This is a genomic window from Alkalibacterium psychrotolerans, assembly GCF_054784355.1.
Map to the genome: position 1 here is coordinate 36,465 of NZ_BAAGPH010000027.1, position 17,864 is coordinate 54,328.

Consider the following 17,864-nt stretch of genomic DNA (forward strand, 5'->3'; position numbering starts at 1 on the left):
TTTAGTTTACTACAAAATGAATAGAAGGCGAAAGTTATGGATATTTCTTCAGTTATTATTAATCAGCTGCTTCAGATGTTTTTCATCATGATGTTTGGCTTTGTACTTGTAAAAATCAAGTTTCTTGATATGAACGGCAGTCAGCAGCTTGCCAACATTGTCACGAAATTTGTCATTCCAATTGTCATGCTCCTGTCATTTCAGCAGGATTTCGAAACGAGTCAGCTTCAACTGTTAGGCACATCACTGATGGGTGCTCTGGCTATCACTCTTTCTCGCATCGCTATTGCGCATACGTTACTTAGAAACCGGTCGAAAATTGACCGTTATGCTGTCGTCTTTTCAAATACAGCTTTTATGGGCATTCCAATCGTACTGCCTCTTCTTGGGTACGAAGGAATTTTCTTTTTGTCCATGTACATTGTTACGTCAGCCATTTTCCAGTTTACATACGGTATATGGATGCTGTCGGAAGGAAAACAGCCGATTACGATTAAATCGATCCTGACTAACCCAGCCAGTATTGGTGCCTTTATCGGTTTTACTTTATACATCACACGTCTGCCCATTCCAGGTGTCTTGTATAACAGTCTGGATACAATAGGTAGTCTCAGTTCTCCTTTAGGAATGATTCTACTCGGAGGCTATCTGGCACGCAGTAACATCAAAGATATTTTCCTGGTGAAAAGCAATTACTTAACTGTTGCTGTTCGACTGATTATTGCTCCTCTAATTGCCCTAGGTCTGCTCTGGCTGCTGCCAATCAGTCACCCGTCCGTTTTATTCGTTCTAGCCATTGCCAACTGCACCCCAACAGCTGTCAATACTGCTTTGTTCTCCCAACTATACGGGGGCGACTACGAATATGGAGCGCGCATCATTATACTGGCTAGTTTCTTTTCTATTATTACCATGCCGCTGATGATCAGCCTGGCTACTTATCTTTTATGACCAAAAAAGTAACGCTTCTCTTCCAGCAATAATGGAAAGATGGCGTTACTTTTTTATTGACTTGTTCCTTTAAAATAGTTGGACTCGCAATAACTTGGATAGCTGAAGCGCTAATACACATATACTATCTATTTTTCCTATTGCGCTTTACTCCTTTTCAGATTGCTCAATCCTGTATGTTATAATCAAACTCATAAAATAGAAACGATAAAAGTTTAATGGAGGAGAACAGAATGGAATCTTTTACCGATTTTCTTGAGAAGCTGGATAATGAAAAGCACAAACAGCGAATGATAGACTTATTTGGGTGGATAGACAAAGAATTTCCTGAACTTGAGAAAAAAATGGGCTGGAATCAACCCATGTATACCCATCGTGGCACGTACATTATCGGCTTCAGCACATCAAAAAAGCATATGGCAGTCGCACCCGAAAAAGCAGGGTTAAAGCAATTCGAAACAGAATTGGCGGCATGTAAGTATGATGCAACGAAAGAAATTTTCAGAATCAAATGGAATCAGCCGGTCGATTATTCTCTTCTAAAGGATATTATCCAGTTTAACATTGTCGATAAAGCAGACTACACAACGTTCTGGCGTAAGTAACACACATATTCTCTTAGTCAATAAGGTGTCCATAGTAATGAGGGACACCTTATTTATACACTTACAATTTCAGTCTAAATATACATGGAAAAACTCCTGATATAGCAGCGCTCTGATTTTACCTCCTACTCTATCAGGAGTATCTTCTAGTTAAGATTTATATTTAATTTTTTCTATTCCAATAAACTGGTTTAGTCTTTATTATGACCACAATAGATTGTACCAGATTTGAATTGACGTACCTAAAATCAGCATAGCAAGAATCCACTGAAGAACTTTTGTGTTAGTTCTCTGTCCTATCTTCGCTCCTATTGGAGAAGCAATCAGACTGGCAACAATCATGACAGCTGCCGGTGCATAGAGCACCTGATTTGTCGCTACTTTACCAACTGTCGATCCGATTGAAGAGAGAAAAGTTACCGCCAGCGATGTTGCAATGGTTACACGTGTGGGTAATTTTAAAACCGTCAGCATGATTGGAATCAGAAGAAATGATCCAGCTGCTCCAACAATACCAGAAGCTACGCCGACCACGAACGACAGACCGGAAGCGAGTGGTTTATTGAAAGAAATTAGATGGGCCGGCTGATCAGGAATCTGCTTTTTAGGCATGAGAATCATAACGACCGCAATTGTTGCCAGAATGGCATAAACCAGATTAACGGCGTTTTCCTGAAAGAAACCTGACGCAAACGCACCAATAAAACTACCTATCAGTATACTGCTTCCCATGAACAGGACAAGTTTACGGTGCAGATAACCTGTTCCTTTGTATGCCCATACCCCTGCAATTGTTGCAAAGAACACCTGAACGGCACTGATACCAGACACTTCATGGGCTGTCAGTGCACTGAACCCTAATAAAGGTGGAATAAACAACAGCATCGGGTACTTGATAATTGATCCCCCTACACCAACCATGCCGGAAACAAACGAACCGACAAAGCCTATCAGAAAAATCGTGATAATATATGAAATATCCATAACATCCTCCTATCTAATTGACTAAGGAAAAGAGGGACCTGTCAGCCCCCCTCACTCTGCAATTATTCGCCTTTTTTAATGTGGAAAGTCAACACTTCATCTGATTCATTTGTTTGAAGCAGTTCGTGTCCAGAAGACTTTGCCCAGGCCTGGAAGTCCTTCAAGGCACCTTTATCTGTTGCTTGTACTTCCAGTATTTCACCCGTGTTCATTGACTTGATTTCTTTTCTCGTTTTAACAATTGGCATCGGGCAAGCTAATCCTTTGGCATCTAATACTTTTGCTACGTTCATTTTTACATTCTCCTTTAATTTTTATATTTTTTCTAATTTTTTTATACTACAATTATCTGACCGCACAGCGATTTGGACCGATTTCCATTTCACGCTGTTCTTCTTCGTCTGGAGTAATTTTACCCATATTGGTCTGACGAATATCCTGATAAGCATTTGGCTGTGGAGGCAAATTATCCGTTACTGTTGAACGGAATTCTTCTTCATCCTCAATGTTAAGACCGTGATTTTTCTCAAACAGAACACCCAGCTTTTCAGCTACACTTCCGTCATCGTTTAGTTCATCCACAATCATGTAGTGAGCCGGAAGAACGGTTAAGTCTTTAGATAGGTTCTGATAGGTTTCATAGAGCGAGTCTCTTAAATCACTGACCCAGTCTTCGGCTTTTCCTGCCAAATCCGGACGACCAATGGAGTCTACAAACAGAATATCTCCAGAAAGCAAGTAAGCATCGTCGACTATAAAGGATGTTGAACCTATAGTGTGACCCGGTGTATAAAGTGCTTTTACATCAATTTTAGATGCACCAACTTCTACATGGGCACCTTCTTCCAGTGCTTCATACTCAAAGGTTGCTTCTTCAGCATCCTTAGGTGGCAGCCAGTATGTTGCACCCGTATCCTGTGCTATTGTGCGTCCACCTGAGATATGATCAGCATGCAAGTGAGTATCCAGTACGTTTGTGATAGATACGCCTTTTTCTTCAGCTAATTTCATATACGGTTCAGTCATGCGTGCAGAATCAATAACGACGGCTTCATCGCCTGATACCACCATATAAGACAAGCACCCTTTCCCGAGTCTTACAAACTGGAACAGTTCTCCTCCATCTTTCAAGTCGGATATTTTTACTGGCTCGAGATACTCGCTCCAGGCTTTCATTCCGCCTTCCAGATATGACGCTGACACACCTTCTTCAACCAGCATTTCAGCCACCATAACCGAAGACCCCTCTTTAGCACAGACGACCAGCAGCTCTTTATCTGAAGGGAGTTGTGGTAGAACCTCTTCCACCCCATCCAGTAAATCGAAATACGGAATATTCAGATAGTCGAAATTTTCTCCGTCTACTTTCCAGTCTTCAAAGGCATCTTCATTTCGTACATCCAGGATAAATAAGTCTTTTTTCTGAATGACTTTCTGTGCCAGTTCCTTAGGTGTCATAGCAGTTAAGCTCACGTTTGCATCCTCCTCATTCCATTCACTCATACCAGGTTTCACATTGACAACGTCCTTGTAGCCACTTTCAGCTAATAACGTTGCTGCCATATCACTTCTGTTGCCCATTCGGCAGACAACATAAATCGGCTTGTTATCTGACAATTCACTCATTCTGTCTTTCAGTTCCCCTAAAGGAATCGATACAGCTGAGGGTATATGGTAACCTTCATACTCTTCTGTTTCACGTACATCCAGAACAGTGAGGTCATCACTGCCGTTCATTCGGTCTTTCAACTCATCATTTTGAATGATATGAGGGTAGGGTTCACCTTCTTTGTCCTCCCCGGATGACCGAAGATAATGTTTAAGCAAACCGTCATTTTCAACAGTCCCGAGGTAATCATGTCCCGATTTTTCAGCCCAGGCTTTCAGATCAGCTGTCGACCCTTTGTCCGTCGCTTGTACTTCTACAATTAATCCTGATGCAATGTCTTTTAATGCCTTCTTTGTTCGTACAATCGGCATAGGACAAGCCAGACCTTTTGCATCTACTAATAAATCGTATGACATTTCTTTCACTAGTTTCATCTCCTTTAATTAAATTGCTGTCTTTTTTTAAATAGATTTTTAGATAAACATGTTGACGCCGCCATCTTCAGCTTCTGCCAAGTAAGCAGCTACTCCAGCGTACTCTGTAGTTTCTCTCATTTCAGACTTATCAAGCCCCAGTAAATCCATAGTCATCGTGCAGGCAACCAGATTAATTTCTTGATCCTCAGCCGTTTCGATTAGATCGGACAACGGCATAGCGTTATGTCTTTTCATGACTTTTTTGATTAATTTAGGTCCAATTCCCATAAAGTTCATATTGGACAGCCCCATTTTTTCAGGACCTCTCGGCATTATTTTACCGAATGCCTTCTCCAGCAGGTTTTTCTTAGCTTGAATTGGCTCGTCTTTACGAAGTGCATTCAATCCCCAGAACGTGTGGAAAATAGTTACTTCGTGGTCATAAGCAGCTGCTCCATTCGCAATAATGTACGCTGCCATTGCCTTATCATAATCGCCACTAAATAAAATTATATTGGTTTTTTTACGCTCGCTCATATCATATCCCTCTCCTGTTTTGTTTTAACCCATTAGGGTATTAAAATTCTCAAATTAAAATACACGATACTAACAATGTTTGCATCGTTGTATTTCAACGTTACAATTACATACTATACCCTGTAAGGTATAATTGTCAAGGAACTTATTTCTTTTTTCCTCTTTTTATTGTTTTCACTAAGACGAATCGGCTTAATATAGGCATTACTATTGATATTTCACTTCTATTTTCGCGAAGTTTGTGAATTTTCAACTTGGGTTATCTTCATAATGGTTACCATACTATTCGATGGCGAATCTTATTTATTCCCCAGAGTTTATTTCCACTAGAAAGTTCAGACGTCAATAAAGTCAACATAAACATAGCTTTTCTCCTTTTACAAGTTTGGTAATCTTACAACCAACATACTAAATTACGTGGAAGTACCAGTTTGAACACCCCCTCTTATACCCTTACAGGTATAGTGATGGCTAATTTTGAAATAGACCATAATCGCTGGTAATGATAAGCTGAAAACTATTAACCAATAGACTAGTTAGTTACTATTATTTATGTCCGTACAAAAATAAACCGCTCATCTGCAACAGACGAACGGTTCATTGACACTATTATATTGAACGCGGGTTTATACAGAAAAAGCTATGTCAGCACCCTAGGGGAACCGACATAGCTTTTATTTAATCTTATTTATGCGCACGAGAAGACTCGAACTTCCACGGGGCATCGCCCCACCAGCCCCTCAAGCTGGCGCGTCTACCATTCCGCCACGTGCGCTATATACTCAACAAAAGCTATCATACCAGTGTTTTGCTAAAATGTCAATATTTGAAAAGTATCTTTTATAGTTTACACCTCTAGGCATAAGCTGTAAAGTTAAGTTAAGATTCTTAAATCCAAATGAAAAGGTGTGAATGACAGTGATTCAATCCATTGTATTTGATATGGGCAATGTTCTCATCCGTTATCGTCCTGAAGTATTTATCACGAATTATTCGTCAGATTTTGATGAACAGAAAATGCTGCTGGATGCCATATTTTACGCCCGAGAATGGCAGGAGTATGATCAGGGAACATTAACTAACCAGGAATTGCTTGACCATGTGTTAATGAATATACCCGATAAACTGCACGAAACTGCTAAAAATGTACTGGTTGACTGGTACACTGGTATGACCCCTATTAGTGAGATGGAAGATATTCTCAGGCAGCTTGATGAAAACAAGTATGACTTGTATCTTCTCTCCAATGTATCCCAGGATTTTCATCAGTTCAAGCATATTATTCCTGGCCTGAACTATTTTGACGGTATTTTTCTCTCATCTGACTGGAAAATGATTAAGCCGGATCCAGAAATATACAAATTGTTTTTCAAAGAATTCGACCTGAATCCTGAAGAATGCTTCTTTATCGATGACCTGCCTCAAAATATACAGAGCGCTGAAAATCTTGGTATGAAGGGCCACATTTTTGATGGCGACATTGAAAAACTAAAAGAGCATCTCAAAAAAGAGCACATTACTATTAGCTAGCTAACATAGAGACCATTTCTTTCTAAGACGTTCGTAGAAGTGGTCTCTAAATCCATTTAGTGACAACTTCTTCCAAGACTTCTTCATGAACTGGTCGCTATAGCGTTTTAGTGACAACTTCTACTAAATTTCCCCTATGAACTAGTCATAATAACCGTTTAGTGACAACTTCCATTGGAATCCCCTCATGAACTGGTCAAAATAGTCATTTAGCGACTACTTCTTTCGAAATCACCCAATGAACTTGTCACTATATCCTTTTAGTGACAAGTTCTATCAGAATTTTTCGTGAACTGGTCACTATAGCGTTTTAGTAACACTTTCTAATGAAATTGCCTCACGAAGTGGTCGCTATAGTGTTTTAGAGACCACTTCTACAGGTATCTCTTGATGAACTGGTTACTATCACATTTTAAAAAACCCGGCAGCGAGAAAATTCTCGCTGCCGGGTTTTTCTACTTTTATTCAACTAGCCTAAAGCGTCCACTGCACTTCGAGCAGCAGAATTTTTTTACATTAAAGCGTCTCTGCCTTTTAATAATCAGCTGACATCCTTTACATTGGTACTGCCAGACCGCTTTAGCTTTGTGACTAGTTAAAGCAGGCGTAAACCTTAGACCGTTCACTTCTTTTAGCAGATCTTTGAAATCCTTGTCCTTGTGCTGATAGCCTTTTTTATCAAGGTGAAGATGATAGTGGCATAATTCATGAAGAATGATGCCTTCAAACACTTCCTGACCATGAACATTCAGAACTTTCGGATTAAAATCCAGGTTGTGACTCCCCAAGTGGTACCGTCCGCCCGTAGTTCTCAGCCGCTTGTTGAACGTCGCTGTATGAGTAAAAGCTTTATTGAACTTTTCCAAAGAAAGCTTTTCTACTCTCTTCTGCAGAGTTTCCTGCTTCATCTGACCACTCCATATATATCCAATCCATTAAAGGCGGTTAGCCTTTAATCCTACTTGTTATCTTGCACCATGCTTAATCCGATTCGGCCTTTTTTCACATCGACAGAGTCAATCCAGACCTTCACAATATCTCCAACAGACACCACATCTTTAGGGTGCTTAATGAAGGAGTTGCTTAATTTCGAAATATGAACAAGACCGTCCTGTTTCACACCGATATCAACGAATGCACCGAAGTCAACCACATTTCTAACCGTTCCTTCTAGTTCCATGCCTTCTTTCAAATCTTCCATGGACAAGACATCTGTGCGCAATAGTGGCGCAGGCATGTCATCCCGCATATCTCTACCAGGGGCCTGCAAGGCCTTGACGATATCCTTGTATGTTTCTTGTCCTAGATCTATTTCTTCAAGAAGACGCTCTTCGTCCACCAGTTTGAGGCGCGCTTTCAAGTCCTCAGAGCCTATATCCGCTTTCTTCATACCGGCAGCAGACAGAATCTTCTCAGCCTGCTTATAGGTTTCAGGATGAATACCTGTATTGTCAAAAGGTTCCTTGCCATCAGGAATGCGCAGGAAACCAACGGCCTGTTCAAAGGCTTTAGGTCCGAGTCTTTTTACTTTCTTAAGCTGGGCCCGGCTCGTGAACTTCCCGTTTTCTTCTCTATAGCTAACGATATTCTCAGCTGTCGTTTTCGTGAGTCCGGAAATGTGCTTGAGTAGTGCTGCACTCGCCGTATTGACATTGACTCCCACCTGGTTAACTGTTGTTTCAATAACAAAATCCAGCTGTTCTGTCAGTTTTTTCTGTGATACATCATGTTGGTATTGACCGACCCCTATAGAATGCGGGTCAATTTTGACCAATTCTGCTAGCGGATCCTGCAGTCGTCTGGCAATACTGACTGCACTTCTTTCTTCAACTTGCAGGTCAGGAAACTCTCTTCTCGCCTCTTCACTAGCGGAGTAGACAGATGCGCCCGCTTCATTGACGATTACGTAGGCTACCTTTTTATCCACTGATTTTAATTGCTCGGCCACAAACGTTTCAGATTCCCGACTGGCCGTTCCATTACCGATAGCTATCGTATCGACGTCATATTTATTGACCATTTCAAGGAATTTGCCTGCAGCTTCCTTACGTTTCTGTCCGGAAGCGGGTTTGTGCGGGTAAATTACATCGATTCCCAGTACTTTACCTGTTGCATCAATGACTGCCAGCTTACACCCAGTACGGTAGGCCGGATCAAGGCCCAGTATGACCTGATCTTTCAGGGGTGCTTGCAGCAGCAGGTTATTCAGATTTTCACCAAACACTTGAATCGCCTGATCTTCCGCTGTTTCTGTTAGGTCATTTCTCAATTCCCGCTCTATAGCTGGAGAGATGAACCGCTTATACGCATCGATGATGGCTTCCTTAACTGTTTCGATGGCTGGAGAAGTTTTCCCGTCCGGCAATTCCTTTTTCATGATGAAACGGTGTATACGGTCTTCATCACTCTCTATTGATAGGGACAGGACCCCTTCTTTTTCTCCACGGTTCATCGCCAAAACACGGTGTGGAACAAGCGTCTTGAGTGTTTCAGAGTACTCATAATACATTTCATAAACGCCTTTTTCATCAATCTCTTTGTCTTTCACTTTAGATTCCAGGATGCCGGTGTTCTGGACAAAATCCCTTACCCATTTTCGGTACTCAGGATTATCCGAAATGGTTTCAGCAATAATTTCGTGCACCCCGGCTAGAACATCTCCAACTGACTCCAGCCCTTTTTCTTCATCTATATACTGCTCCGCTTCACCTTCAAGTGAGCCTTGCGGAAAGGTTAAAACCCAGTTAGCCAGCGGTTCCAGGCCGGCTTCTTTGGCGATGGTCGCTTTTGTGCGGCGCTTCTGTTTATACGGACGGTACAGGTCTTCCACTCTCTGCATCTGACTGGCTGACTTGATATCTTTTTCAAGCTCTGGTGTCAATTTCCCTTGCTCTTCAATAGAAGCCAGGACGTCTGTTTTACGTTTTTCCAAATTTGTTAAATACGTATGGCGGTCTTCGATTTCGCGGATCTGAACCTCATCTAACGTGCCGGTTACTTCTTTTCTGTAACGAGCAATAAAGGGTACGGTATTACCATCTTTCAGCAAATCGAGTACGGATACAATCTGCTTCTTGGAGTAGTCTGTTAATTCCTTGTTCAGTAAATTCAAAATTTGATTATCTGGTGTTTCTGTCAAAAAGAACATCTCCTCTATAAAATCATCTTATCTATTTTAACACAAAAATGAAAAGAACGAACCCGACTGCTTTAACTCAACAGTTCGCATGCGCTCTTTACGTTATATCGAAACACACCAGACTTTTAACTAGCTGTGCGGTGAAATCTTTTGTTTTCCAGTGTTTATGATTGCCCACGCAGGCAGAAATGAATGTCTTATTCCTGCCGTTCAAAATTTTCCGAAAATGGACATGACCCATTATACTATAGTGTATAGAGGGAAAATCGTCATAAATTCTTTCATACGATTTTGCACCTAAAAAAGCATTCGCATAATTATAAACACGGTGCGGGAGAGGCATGACAAATTCCTGATGGGTTGCAACATGCGTCATCAGTATGATTTTTTTGTCTCTTACTGTTTCAAGGTCGCGGTATAACTGTGTCAGCATCTCACGACTGATTGCCTGGTCACTTTTCCCCCAGTTCACATAATGCCGGTCATTCCAGGACGCAAAGCCGTACTGTTTCCTGGAAAAAGCTTTGTCGTCATAAAGTTCAGTATTGCCATAACCGTAATCGTACCAGCCCGGCGAGCCGACAACTGCCCATTCAGAATTAAGCAGGTGCGGCTTCCCTACTAACGAGTACTTCTGTTTATTGAAGTAATTGTTGATTTTATTCGTATCTGTTACGTCATGATCTCTTGCCCAGAAGTCATGGTTCCCTGGGACAAAAAATACTGATACGCCACTTCTATCCTGCACGCTTTTCAAAAACTCGTCTGTATGCAGATAATGATTGGATATATCGCCTGCAATAAGCAATGTGTCAATCTGTTTACTCTGAATGACTTCCGAAAAACTGCGGACCAAGTCCTGTTCCGTGTAGTCACTGTTTCTATCTATATGCAAGTCCGAAACCGTTCCGATTCTCATTCATCAAGTTCCTTCCACTTTCTTATCCAAATGACGTCTTCGTATTATCAGATTGATACTGCTCTACAATTCCATTTTCATCCAGCACTATACCATGCAGGGTTCCGCCATATACTGCTCCTCCGTCAATTCCTATCTTACCGTCACCTGAATCCCAGATGTCAGTATTATGGCGGTCCTTATGCAACATTGCCGTTACCGTATGACCGAAAATAAATGTCCGATCTGTATGGTTAGGCTGATCATAAAATCCTTCTCTAATCCAGATATAGTCACGATCGTCGGAGTCTCTCCAGTCGCTTAACGTTAAGTCCACCCCTGCATGAACAAATACATACTTTCCCCATTCGTATAGTAAAGGACGTGACTCGATAAAGGGTCTAAGCCAAGTATGCTTGGACTGCATGGCAGCTGAGAGCTCAATGGCATCAAATTTTCCTTCTTTAATATCCAGGAAAGACTGAATAGTTGCCGCGCCACCGTTCATCTCGTACAAACTGGCAGCGTGTTGAGGTCGTTTCAAAAAATCCAGCAGCATATCTTCGTGATTCCCTTTCAGACATACCGCTCCTTTATTATCCACCAAATCCTTAGCCAGCTCAAAACAGGCCCGCGGGTTTTCTCCTCGGTCCCCTAAATCACCCAGTAAAACCAGCTGTTCGTCCTTTTCATTCCAATGGGTCAGCATCTGTTCAAACTGATTAATTTGACCATGTACATCACCAATTACAAATACTTTATCTTTCATCAGGAAGTCTCCTTTCACATCCTTTTTCTGCCTCTTATACTATCTCTCTTATAGTTTACCATAGTCACGCTTTCATACGGAAACAGGTGATATACACAAGCAACTTACATATAGTAATAAAAATGAAGATTTCGTGATTTTCGTTCACATTCATAGATATAGGCCATACCTAACTGTATAATTAATATTATGTCTAAAAATGAAGCACGATATAGAAAGGACGACGTAAACATGAAAGGAAAAAAATGGATTGGAATAATCCTGTTCGTTGTATTTGCTGCTTTTGTCGGCTACAGCGTTTATCAGTCATCACAGGAAGATGAAACAGTGACCGTTCGAACGGCCGAAGTATCCACGGACTCTCTCACGGAAAGAGTCATGACTTCTGGGGTAATCGACCCTTCAGATACTCAGGAAGTAATCGGGCAAGGGGTGGTATCCGAATTAACTGTATCAAAAGGTGACACTGTTGAAGAAGGCGATGAACTGGTGACTTATATGGATGGTACGAGCTTCACTGCTCAATTTGACGGCACAGTTACTGAAGTGAACATTACTGAGGAAGAAGCCGATACCAACGCACAGCAAGGACAAGCTTCCATTATTGTAGCTAACTTGGACGACCTGGAAGTCAGTCTGCAGCTTTCACGCTCAGATGCCTCACTGATTGAAGTCGATCAGCAGGTCGAAATGGATTATGCCGACAAAACCTATGAAGGTGTCATCAGCGCTATCGACCCGGTTGCCACTCAACAACAGACTCAGATGGGGTCTTCTTCCACTCTTGGTGCCACTGTGTCATTCGAATCAGATACAGACGGTTTGATAGCCGGTTTTGAAATAGATGTGGATATCATTGTTGATTCGGTAGAGGATGCCTTAGTCATCCCCATCGAAGCTCTTAACCACGATGAAGATAATCAGCCTTTCGTTTACACTATTGAATCTGATAATGTTCTGACACAAGTCATGATTGAAACAGGTATTCAGTCCGATGCACGCATAGAAGTAACAGACGGTCTCAGCGAAGGAGACGTCATCGTGCTATCTTCAGGTGAAGACTTGGCGGACGGTATGGAAGTTGAACGGGAAGATTAGTAAGGAGGTGTTCTCATGATTGAAATTACCGATATTGAAAAAATTTATAAAATGGGTGGAGAAACAGTTAAAGCACTCAATAAAGTCTCGCTCTCTATTCAAGAAGGAGAATACACGTCTATTATGGGGCCCAGCGGATCAGGTAAATCAACTCTTATGAACATACTGGGGCTACTGGACCGTTTCGATAGTGGAAAGTATTTGCTCAACGGAACAGATGTGTCAGGCTTATCCGACTCGGATCTGGCAAAAATTAGAAACAAAGAAATTGGCTTTGTCTTTCAGTCCTTTAATTTAATGGCACGAATGAATGTGCTGGAAAATGTCATGCTGCCACTTGTTTATGGGAAAGTTCCCTACAAAGAAAGAAGAGAACGGGCCATTGAAGCACTTGAAAAAGTAGGTCTGGGAGACCGTCTGGATCACAAGACTAATGAAATATCCGGGGGTCAGAAGCAGCGTGTGGCTATTGCCCGTGCCATCGTTAACCGCCCTTCCGTATTGATGGCGGATGAACCTACTGGAAATCTGGACTCCAAAACAACTCTGGATATTATGCGTATTTTTCAGGAACTGAACAAAGAAGGAACAACCATTGTCATGGTCACTCATGAGCCCGAAATGGCTAAGTACACGAAACGGATTGTTCACTTCAGAGACGGTGTTATCACAGAAGATGAGACATTGGCTCCTGAACTTCTTCCAGAACGGGAGGTTGAGTAAATGTTTATCAAAGAAAATTTCAAAATGGCTTTAGACAGTATATTTGCGAATAAGATGCGGTCTTTTCTGACCATGCTCGGCATCATAATCGGTATTGCATCTGTTATTGCCATTTTAGCAGTCGGTAACGGGGCTACAGACGAAATCACCACGACTTTCAGCGACTTAGGCGCTACGACTATCAGTTTAAATGCCAATGACCCTGACCAGTCAGGTGATTTAATCACCAATGACGACTTAAATGTGCTGAAGGATTCAATTGATGAAATCCGCTATATTTCTCCTAATGAACAGATGAGTGGTACAGTCTCCTCAGAAGATGAAGCCAGACAGACCGTCGTTTCTTATGGTACACCGGATCTTCAGTTTGTCAGTCAGATGATGAGTTCAACCCTGGTAGAAGGACGTTACTTTAATCAGGTGGATTTTGATGAAGCAGAGGATGTCGTTGTCATAGATGAAGACGGTGCAGAGGCACTTTTTGGTCGAGTAAATGTTGTGGGAGAAATGATTCGCGTATCCGTCGCTCAAAGCCAGATGAATCTGCGTGTCGTTGGTGTTGTAGAAGGATCTTTTGCAGACATGCAAGGGGCTTTTGATACGAGTCAGATGCCGCTCTTCGCAGCAATGCCGCACTCTACTTTAAGCAATCAGGTTCCTGAATTGGCGGGGATGGATTCCGTTATTATTGAAGTACAGTCAACTGAACAGATAGATCCTGTTTCCAGCCAAGTAGTGCGTCTGCTCGAACTGCGTCATAACTCAGTTGGAGAAAATGTATATAATGCTACTAACTTTCTGCAGGCATTGGATCAGGTCAACAACGTTCTCAGCCTGTTCATTAATTTCATTGCAGCTGTAGCAGCCATAGCTTTACTGGTTGGCGGCATTGGGGTTATGAACATCATGCTCGTTTCAGTTACCGAACGGACACGAGAAATCGGAACCCGGAAAGCCTTAGGTGCAACTACCCGTACCATTCTGATTCAGTTTCTAATGGAATCGATTATTTTAAGTTTAATCGGAGGAATGATTGGGCTAACGATAGGGATTGTCTTGTCAAATATCATTGCAGGCGCCTTAAATATTGTGCCTATTTTCACTCTAGGAAGCGTAGCACTCGTCCTCCTCTTTTCGACAGCAGTCGGTGTCTTCTTCGGCATCTACCCTGCACGAAAAGCGGCCAACCTCAACCCCATTGATGCTTTACGGTTTGAATAACCAAAATACAAGACTAATCGTATTTAAAAGAGTTTATAAAGAGCCACATTCTAATCGAGTGTGGCTCTTTGCTTTATTCGCTGTATTCAAAGATTATTTCATATATCTAGTCAATGAAAAGCTTCTCTGGAATGTACAGTTCCATTTCTACGGGACAGCAGGAGCGCCCCTAGACCAGTGACGGCTATAACTACTGCAGTGATGGCATTAACAATATTTATCACTAACAATATCTCGATTATAACCAGACCTGTCAGAACCGGCAGGAATTCACTGTTCTCTTCTGTCCGCTTACCTAATCTGAATAGTGAAGCACCTATAAACAGCGCTAGAATGATTTTTGATAGATAGAGCGCTATGCCGTACAAGAGAAGAATTATCCCACCAATGGGAATACCAATTAGAGTAATCATTAATAAACCCGCTGCAAAAGGGGTGAAAACCAGTAACAAAAGTCCGGTGCCTGCAGTTTTCAGCGGCTTGTCAGCAATGGGCCAGATAGTATCTACCCAGAAATTCGCACTGACCAGCTTAAATATCAGCCAGACTAGCAAAGCACTTAGAATGTTGCCTATAATCCATATTACCCTCAATAGCCATCTAGTCTGAGTGGACATAGTTCTATGCATGTTCCTGCGTACATTCCAGGAATCGGTTTCCGTCCAGTCTGTCTCGCCAGCTACCGTTGCACCTTCTGGAATTTGAGCTTCGTTAGGACTGTCATATGACAAATCTCCTTCAACCACAGCATCCTCACTTAATATCAGCTGTTCCGCAGCAACTTGAGCGTCTCCCCCTATGGAATTAGCTAATAGTACGGATTCACCGGCTGCAAATGTATGCCGCGGAACCGCTCCTTCTATTCTGACCCGCATTCCGGCCGCAAATAAATCACGTCCAACTCCAGCTTCTCCTTCTATCGCAAGAGACTCGCCGGCTAAGAAAACATCACTGTCATTCTGACCGTTCATAATCACAATCTCAGCTGCGCCGTATACATTCCCTGTAACTTCTCCAGCAACAAACAGTCTCTGTCCTAGAGCAAAAAACGAGCCGTTGATATCTCCATTGACTCGAATCTCTTCCCCTATAGCAAAAGCGGTACCCTCTACAGTTCCGTCTATCACAATAGTATTTCCAGTAAATACAGCCGGCCCCTCAACAGTCGATTCTTCTTCCAGCGTCTGCATCGATCCTCTGTTTCCAAAATGAGCGTTGGCGGATACCACACCTGTAAAAATGAGTAGTCCAAGTAAAGCAATTAAAACAGTAAAGAGCAGTTTAAAACAGTTTGTACTGATACGTTTCATTATCATACCCTCCTGACAGATCACAGTCGACTGTAACCTCAGCACTGCGCGTGACGTGACTAGTCGGCAATAAGACATGTGACTACTATGTATACTGTCTAATCTCTTCTATGTAATCGGGCGGGGATGACATCTTTGTATAATTTCATTCCTTAAAAAGCTTTCCTGATAGGTTTATTCTACCACTTTAATAGAAAAGCAGTTAATGAAACCCTTGCCTTCTTGCCCTTTGATTAAAGTACTGGTTCTCTTTCTGCAAAGAAAAAACCATCATTTGATAAGAGAGAAGGAATTCACTCTCAGCAAATGATGGTTATTAATTTAATTAGTTATTAGAGTAAGCCCATCACAACAAAGTTAATGATGAACAAGGCAGTGGTAGCCCATAATACCGGGTGGACCACAGAGACTTTACCTTTAGCCGCTTTAGTGATGATGTAGAATAGGAAGCCAGCTGCAATTCCGTAAGAGATGCTGTAAGTGAATCCCATAAAAATTGATGCGAAAAATGCCGGGACAGCTTCTTCTAAATTGTTCCAGTCGATTTCAGCGAATGCTGACATCATCAAGATACCCACAAGAATCAGTGCTGGTGCAGTAGCTGCTCCAGGGACAATAGACATAACCGGTGCGAAGAAAGCAGTCAGCAGAAACATTGTCGCAGTTGTCAGACTAGTCAAACCTGTACGTCCGCCAGCTCCAATTCCAGCCGCACTTTCGACAAAAGTTGTAACAGGCGATGTGCCCAAAACGGCTCCAACTGCTGTTGCTACGGTATCCGCAAGCAGTGCTTTTTCCATTTTAGTGTTCAGCCCGCGACCTTTGTCCATGGCTTTCTCATCTTCCAGTGAGAAAATACCCGCTTTTCTACCTGTTCCAATAAAAGTACCGATTGTATCAAAGACATCTGTCAGGGTGAAAGCAAATACAGTGATTAAGATTAATGCATAACGGGATGGGTCAGCCAGCAGCGATCCTAGCCCTTGTGAACCGAAAGCTGCTCCGAATGTTGTTCCCAGTTCGCTTAAAGCTGAACCGAATGTGTTAGCCGGGTTAGTCAGACCGGACAAGTCAGTAATGCCCATAGGAATTCCGATAATGGTTGTTAAGACGATACCAATCAGGATTGCTCCTTTAACTTTTGCAATCATTAGGACAACCATTGTAATCAGGCCTAGTATCGCAAGCAAAGCGTATGGGTTTGTCAGACTTCCCATATCCGGAATGATTCCACCGCCAGTTACGACAGTATTGATTGTACCGGAAACTTCGGATCCAGCAGTGTATGGTTCATTGTTGATAGCGATAATATCCTGTCCCTCTGAAGTGAATTCCAGAAGCTGTGCGTTTTTAAGTCCAATGTATGCAATAAAGACGCCAATTCCTCCACCGATTGCGTGCTGAAGAGATTCAGGGATGGCATGAATAATTTTCTTTCTAATTGACGTTACAGTGATTAGAATTCCGACTACACCTGTTAAAAATACCATGAACAGTGCTTCCTGCCATGAGAAACCTAATGCAAAGACCACAGTATAGGTAAAGAATGCGTTCAGTCCCATTCCCGGTGCCTGAGCGTAAGGAACATTTGCATACAACGCAAGAATAAGTGTTCCGATAGCTGTAGATAATACAGTCGCCAAGAAAACAGCTTGTGTCGGCATACCGGTTAATGACAGAATCTGTGGATTAACAAAAATGATATAAGACATAGCGAAAAACGTCGTTAAACCTGCAGTAACCTCCGTACCAATGCTTGTGTTATTTTCTTTCAACTGAAAAAACTTTTCCAACAAAGATAAAACCCTCTTTCAACTATTTTTCTCCGACGGACGGAGTACATTAGAAAAGGGTTATCCTATAACGGGATTGGGAAAACAGGTTTATGAAAGCAAAAAAAGACGGAAAACCGCCTTTAATTAACTACATCATAAACAAGCTCTGTTGTTTAATCTAATAGTCAATCCTTTAAGGGGATTGGTAGAGACTTTAGCCCATATCGCTAAGTTATATTAGATAACTCTTTTATTAAGATGGTTTTATCTTAGTACATCTGTTGCCGGAAATCAATATA

Annotated in this window: 16 protein-coding genes, 1 tRNA gene and 1 riboswitch; of the genes, 6 read left to right on the top strand and 11 right to left on the bottom strand. The window is 41.9% G+C overall.

The genetic code is table 11. The features are described 5' to 3' along the window. The first annotated feature begins 36 nt into the window (after positions 1-36). Both ACYVLS_RS04405 and ACYVLS_RS04410 read left to right on the top strand, forming a co-directional pair. The gene (locus ACYVLS_RS04405) at positions 37-951 is read left to right on the top strand and encodes an AEC family transporter (RefSeq protein ID WP_460321658.1); all 915 of its coding nucleotides are present in this window, start codon (positions 37-39) and stop codon (positions 949-951) included. Between the two features lie 233 nt (positions 952-1,184). Next, positions 1,185-1,556, top strand: coding sequence for an iron chaperone (locus tag ACYVLS_RS04410; protein ID WP_460321660.1), 372 nt, complete (start codon positions 1,185-1,187; stop codon positions 1,554-1,556). 201 nt (positions 1,557-1,757) lie between these two features. Here the strand turns inward: ACYVLS_RS04410 and ACYVLS_RS04415 are convergent, their stop codons facing one another. The 5 genes from ACYVLS_RS04415 to ACYVLS_RS04435 all read right to left on the bottom strand — a co-directional run bounded on the left by ACYVLS_RS04415 (position 1,758) and on the right by ACYVLS_RS04435 (position 5,877). Continuing rightward, a complete protein-coding gene (locus tag ACYVLS_RS04415; RefSeq protein ID WP_460321663.1) occupies positions 1,758-2,540 on the bottom strand; it encodes a sulfite exporter TauE/SafE family protein in 783 nt (260 codons plus the stop codon). A gap of 62 nt (positions 2,541-2,602) precedes the next feature. Beyond that, positions 2,603-2,833, bottom strand: a complete 231-nt coding sequence (locus ACYVLS_RS04420) for a sulfurtransferase TusA family protein (RefSeq protein ID WP_460321665.1) — start codon at positions 2,831-2,833, stop codon at positions 2,603-2,605. Positions 2,834-2,885: 52 nt separating this feature from the next. Next, complete coding sequence (locus ACYVLS_RS04425) at positions 2,886-4,565, bottom strand: rhodanese-like domain-containing protein (RefSeq protein ID WP_460321791.1); 1,680 nt, start codon at positions 4,563-4,565, stop codon at positions 2,886-2,888. 57 nt (positions 4,566-4,622) lie between these two features. Beyond that, positions 4,623-5,102, bottom strand: coding sequence for a DsrE/DsrF/DrsH-like family protein (locus tag ACYVLS_RS04430; protein WP_460321667.1), 480 nt, complete (start codon positions 5,100-5,102; stop codon positions 4,623-4,625). Between the two features lie 691 nt (positions 5,103-5,793). Next, positions 5,794-5,877, bottom strand: a tRNA-Leu gene (locus ACYVLS_RS04435). 137 nt (positions 5,878-6,014) lie between these two features. Here ACYVLS_RS04435 and ACYVLS_RS04440 point away from each other — a divergent pair. Further along, positions 6,015-6,632 (top strand): HAD family hydrolase, encoded by a 618-nt coding sequence (locus ACYVLS_RS04440; protein WP_460321670.1) that lies wholly within the window; start codon positions 6,015-6,017, stop codon positions 6,630-6,632. Between the two features lie 461 nt (positions 6,633-7,093). Here ACYVLS_RS04440 and ACYVLS_RS04445 read toward each other — a convergent pair whose 3' ends face one another. The 4 genes from ACYVLS_RS04445 to ACYVLS_RS04460 all read right to left on the bottom strand — a co-directional run bounded on the left by ACYVLS_RS04445 (position 7,094) and on the right by ACYVLS_RS04460 (position 11,438). Further along, positions 7,094-7,540, bottom strand: coding sequence for a SprT family protein (locus ACYVLS_RS04445; protein WP_460321673.1), 447 nt, complete (start codon positions 7,538-7,540; stop codon positions 7,094-7,096). A 50-nt stretch (positions 7,541-7,590) separates the two neighbouring features. Continuing rightward, on the bottom strand, positions 7,591-9,771 hold the full coding sequence (locus tag ACYVLS_RS04450) for a Tex family protein (protein ID WP_460321676.1): 2,181 nt from the start codon (positions 9,769-9,771) through the stop codon (positions 7,591-7,593). A 97-nt stretch (positions 9,772-9,868) separates the two neighbouring features. Continuing rightward, positions 9,869-10,690: a metallophosphoesterase gene (locus ACYVLS_RS04455; RefSeq protein ID WP_460321679.1), complete on the bottom strand. Its 822-nt coding sequence runs from the start codon at positions 10,688-10,690 to the stop codon at positions 9,869-9,871. Positions 10,691-10,712: 22 nt separating this feature from the next. Next, on the bottom strand, positions 10,713-11,438 hold the full coding sequence (locus ACYVLS_RS04460; RefSeq protein WP_460321682.1) for a metallophosphoesterase: 726 nt from the start codon (positions 11,436-11,438) through the stop codon (positions 10,713-10,715). A gap of 231 nt (positions 11,439-11,669) precedes the next feature. Here ACYVLS_RS04460 and ACYVLS_RS04465 point away from each other — a divergent pair, with 231 nt between their 5' ends. The 3 genes from ACYVLS_RS04465 to ACYVLS_RS04475 are packed head-to-tail and all read left to right on the top strand — an operon-like array spanning position 11,670 to position 14,480. Further along, the gene (locus ACYVLS_RS04465) at positions 11,670-12,536 is read left to right on the top strand and encodes an efflux RND transporter periplasmic adaptor subunit (RefSeq protein WP_460321684.1); all 867 of its coding nucleotides are present in this window, start codon (positions 11,670-11,672) and stop codon (positions 12,534-12,536) included. 15 nt (positions 12,537-12,551) lie between these two features. Further along, entirely contained in the window at positions 12,552-13,259 is a 708-nt protein-coding gene (locus tag ACYVLS_RS04470) for an ABC transporter ATP-binding protein (RefSeq protein ID WP_460321687.1), read from the top strand. Continuing rightward, positions 13,260-14,480: an ABC transporter permease gene (locus ACYVLS_RS04475; RefSeq protein WP_460321690.1), complete on the top strand. Its 1,221-nt coding sequence runs from the start codon at positions 13,260-13,262 to the stop codon at positions 14,478-14,480. A gap of 110 nt (positions 14,481-14,590) precedes the next feature. Here the strand turns inward: ACYVLS_RS04475 and ACYVLS_RS04480 are convergent, their stop codons facing one another. Beyond that, complete coding sequence (locus ACYVLS_RS04480; RefSeq protein WP_460321693.1) at positions 14,591-15,790, bottom strand: bactofilin family protein; 1,200 nt, start codon at positions 15,788-15,790, stop codon at positions 14,591-14,593. 332 nt (positions 15,791-16,122) lie between these two features. After that, positions 16,123-17,583, bottom strand: coding sequence for an NCS2 family permease (locus tag ACYVLS_RS04485; protein ID WP_460321793.1), 1,461 nt, complete (start codon positions 17,581-17,583; stop codon positions 16,123-16,125). A 144-nt stretch (positions 17,584-17,727) separates the two neighbouring features. Next, positions 17,728-17,825: riboswitch (purine riboswitch) on the bottom strand. Between the last annotated feature and the right edge of the window lie 39 nt (positions 17,826-17,864).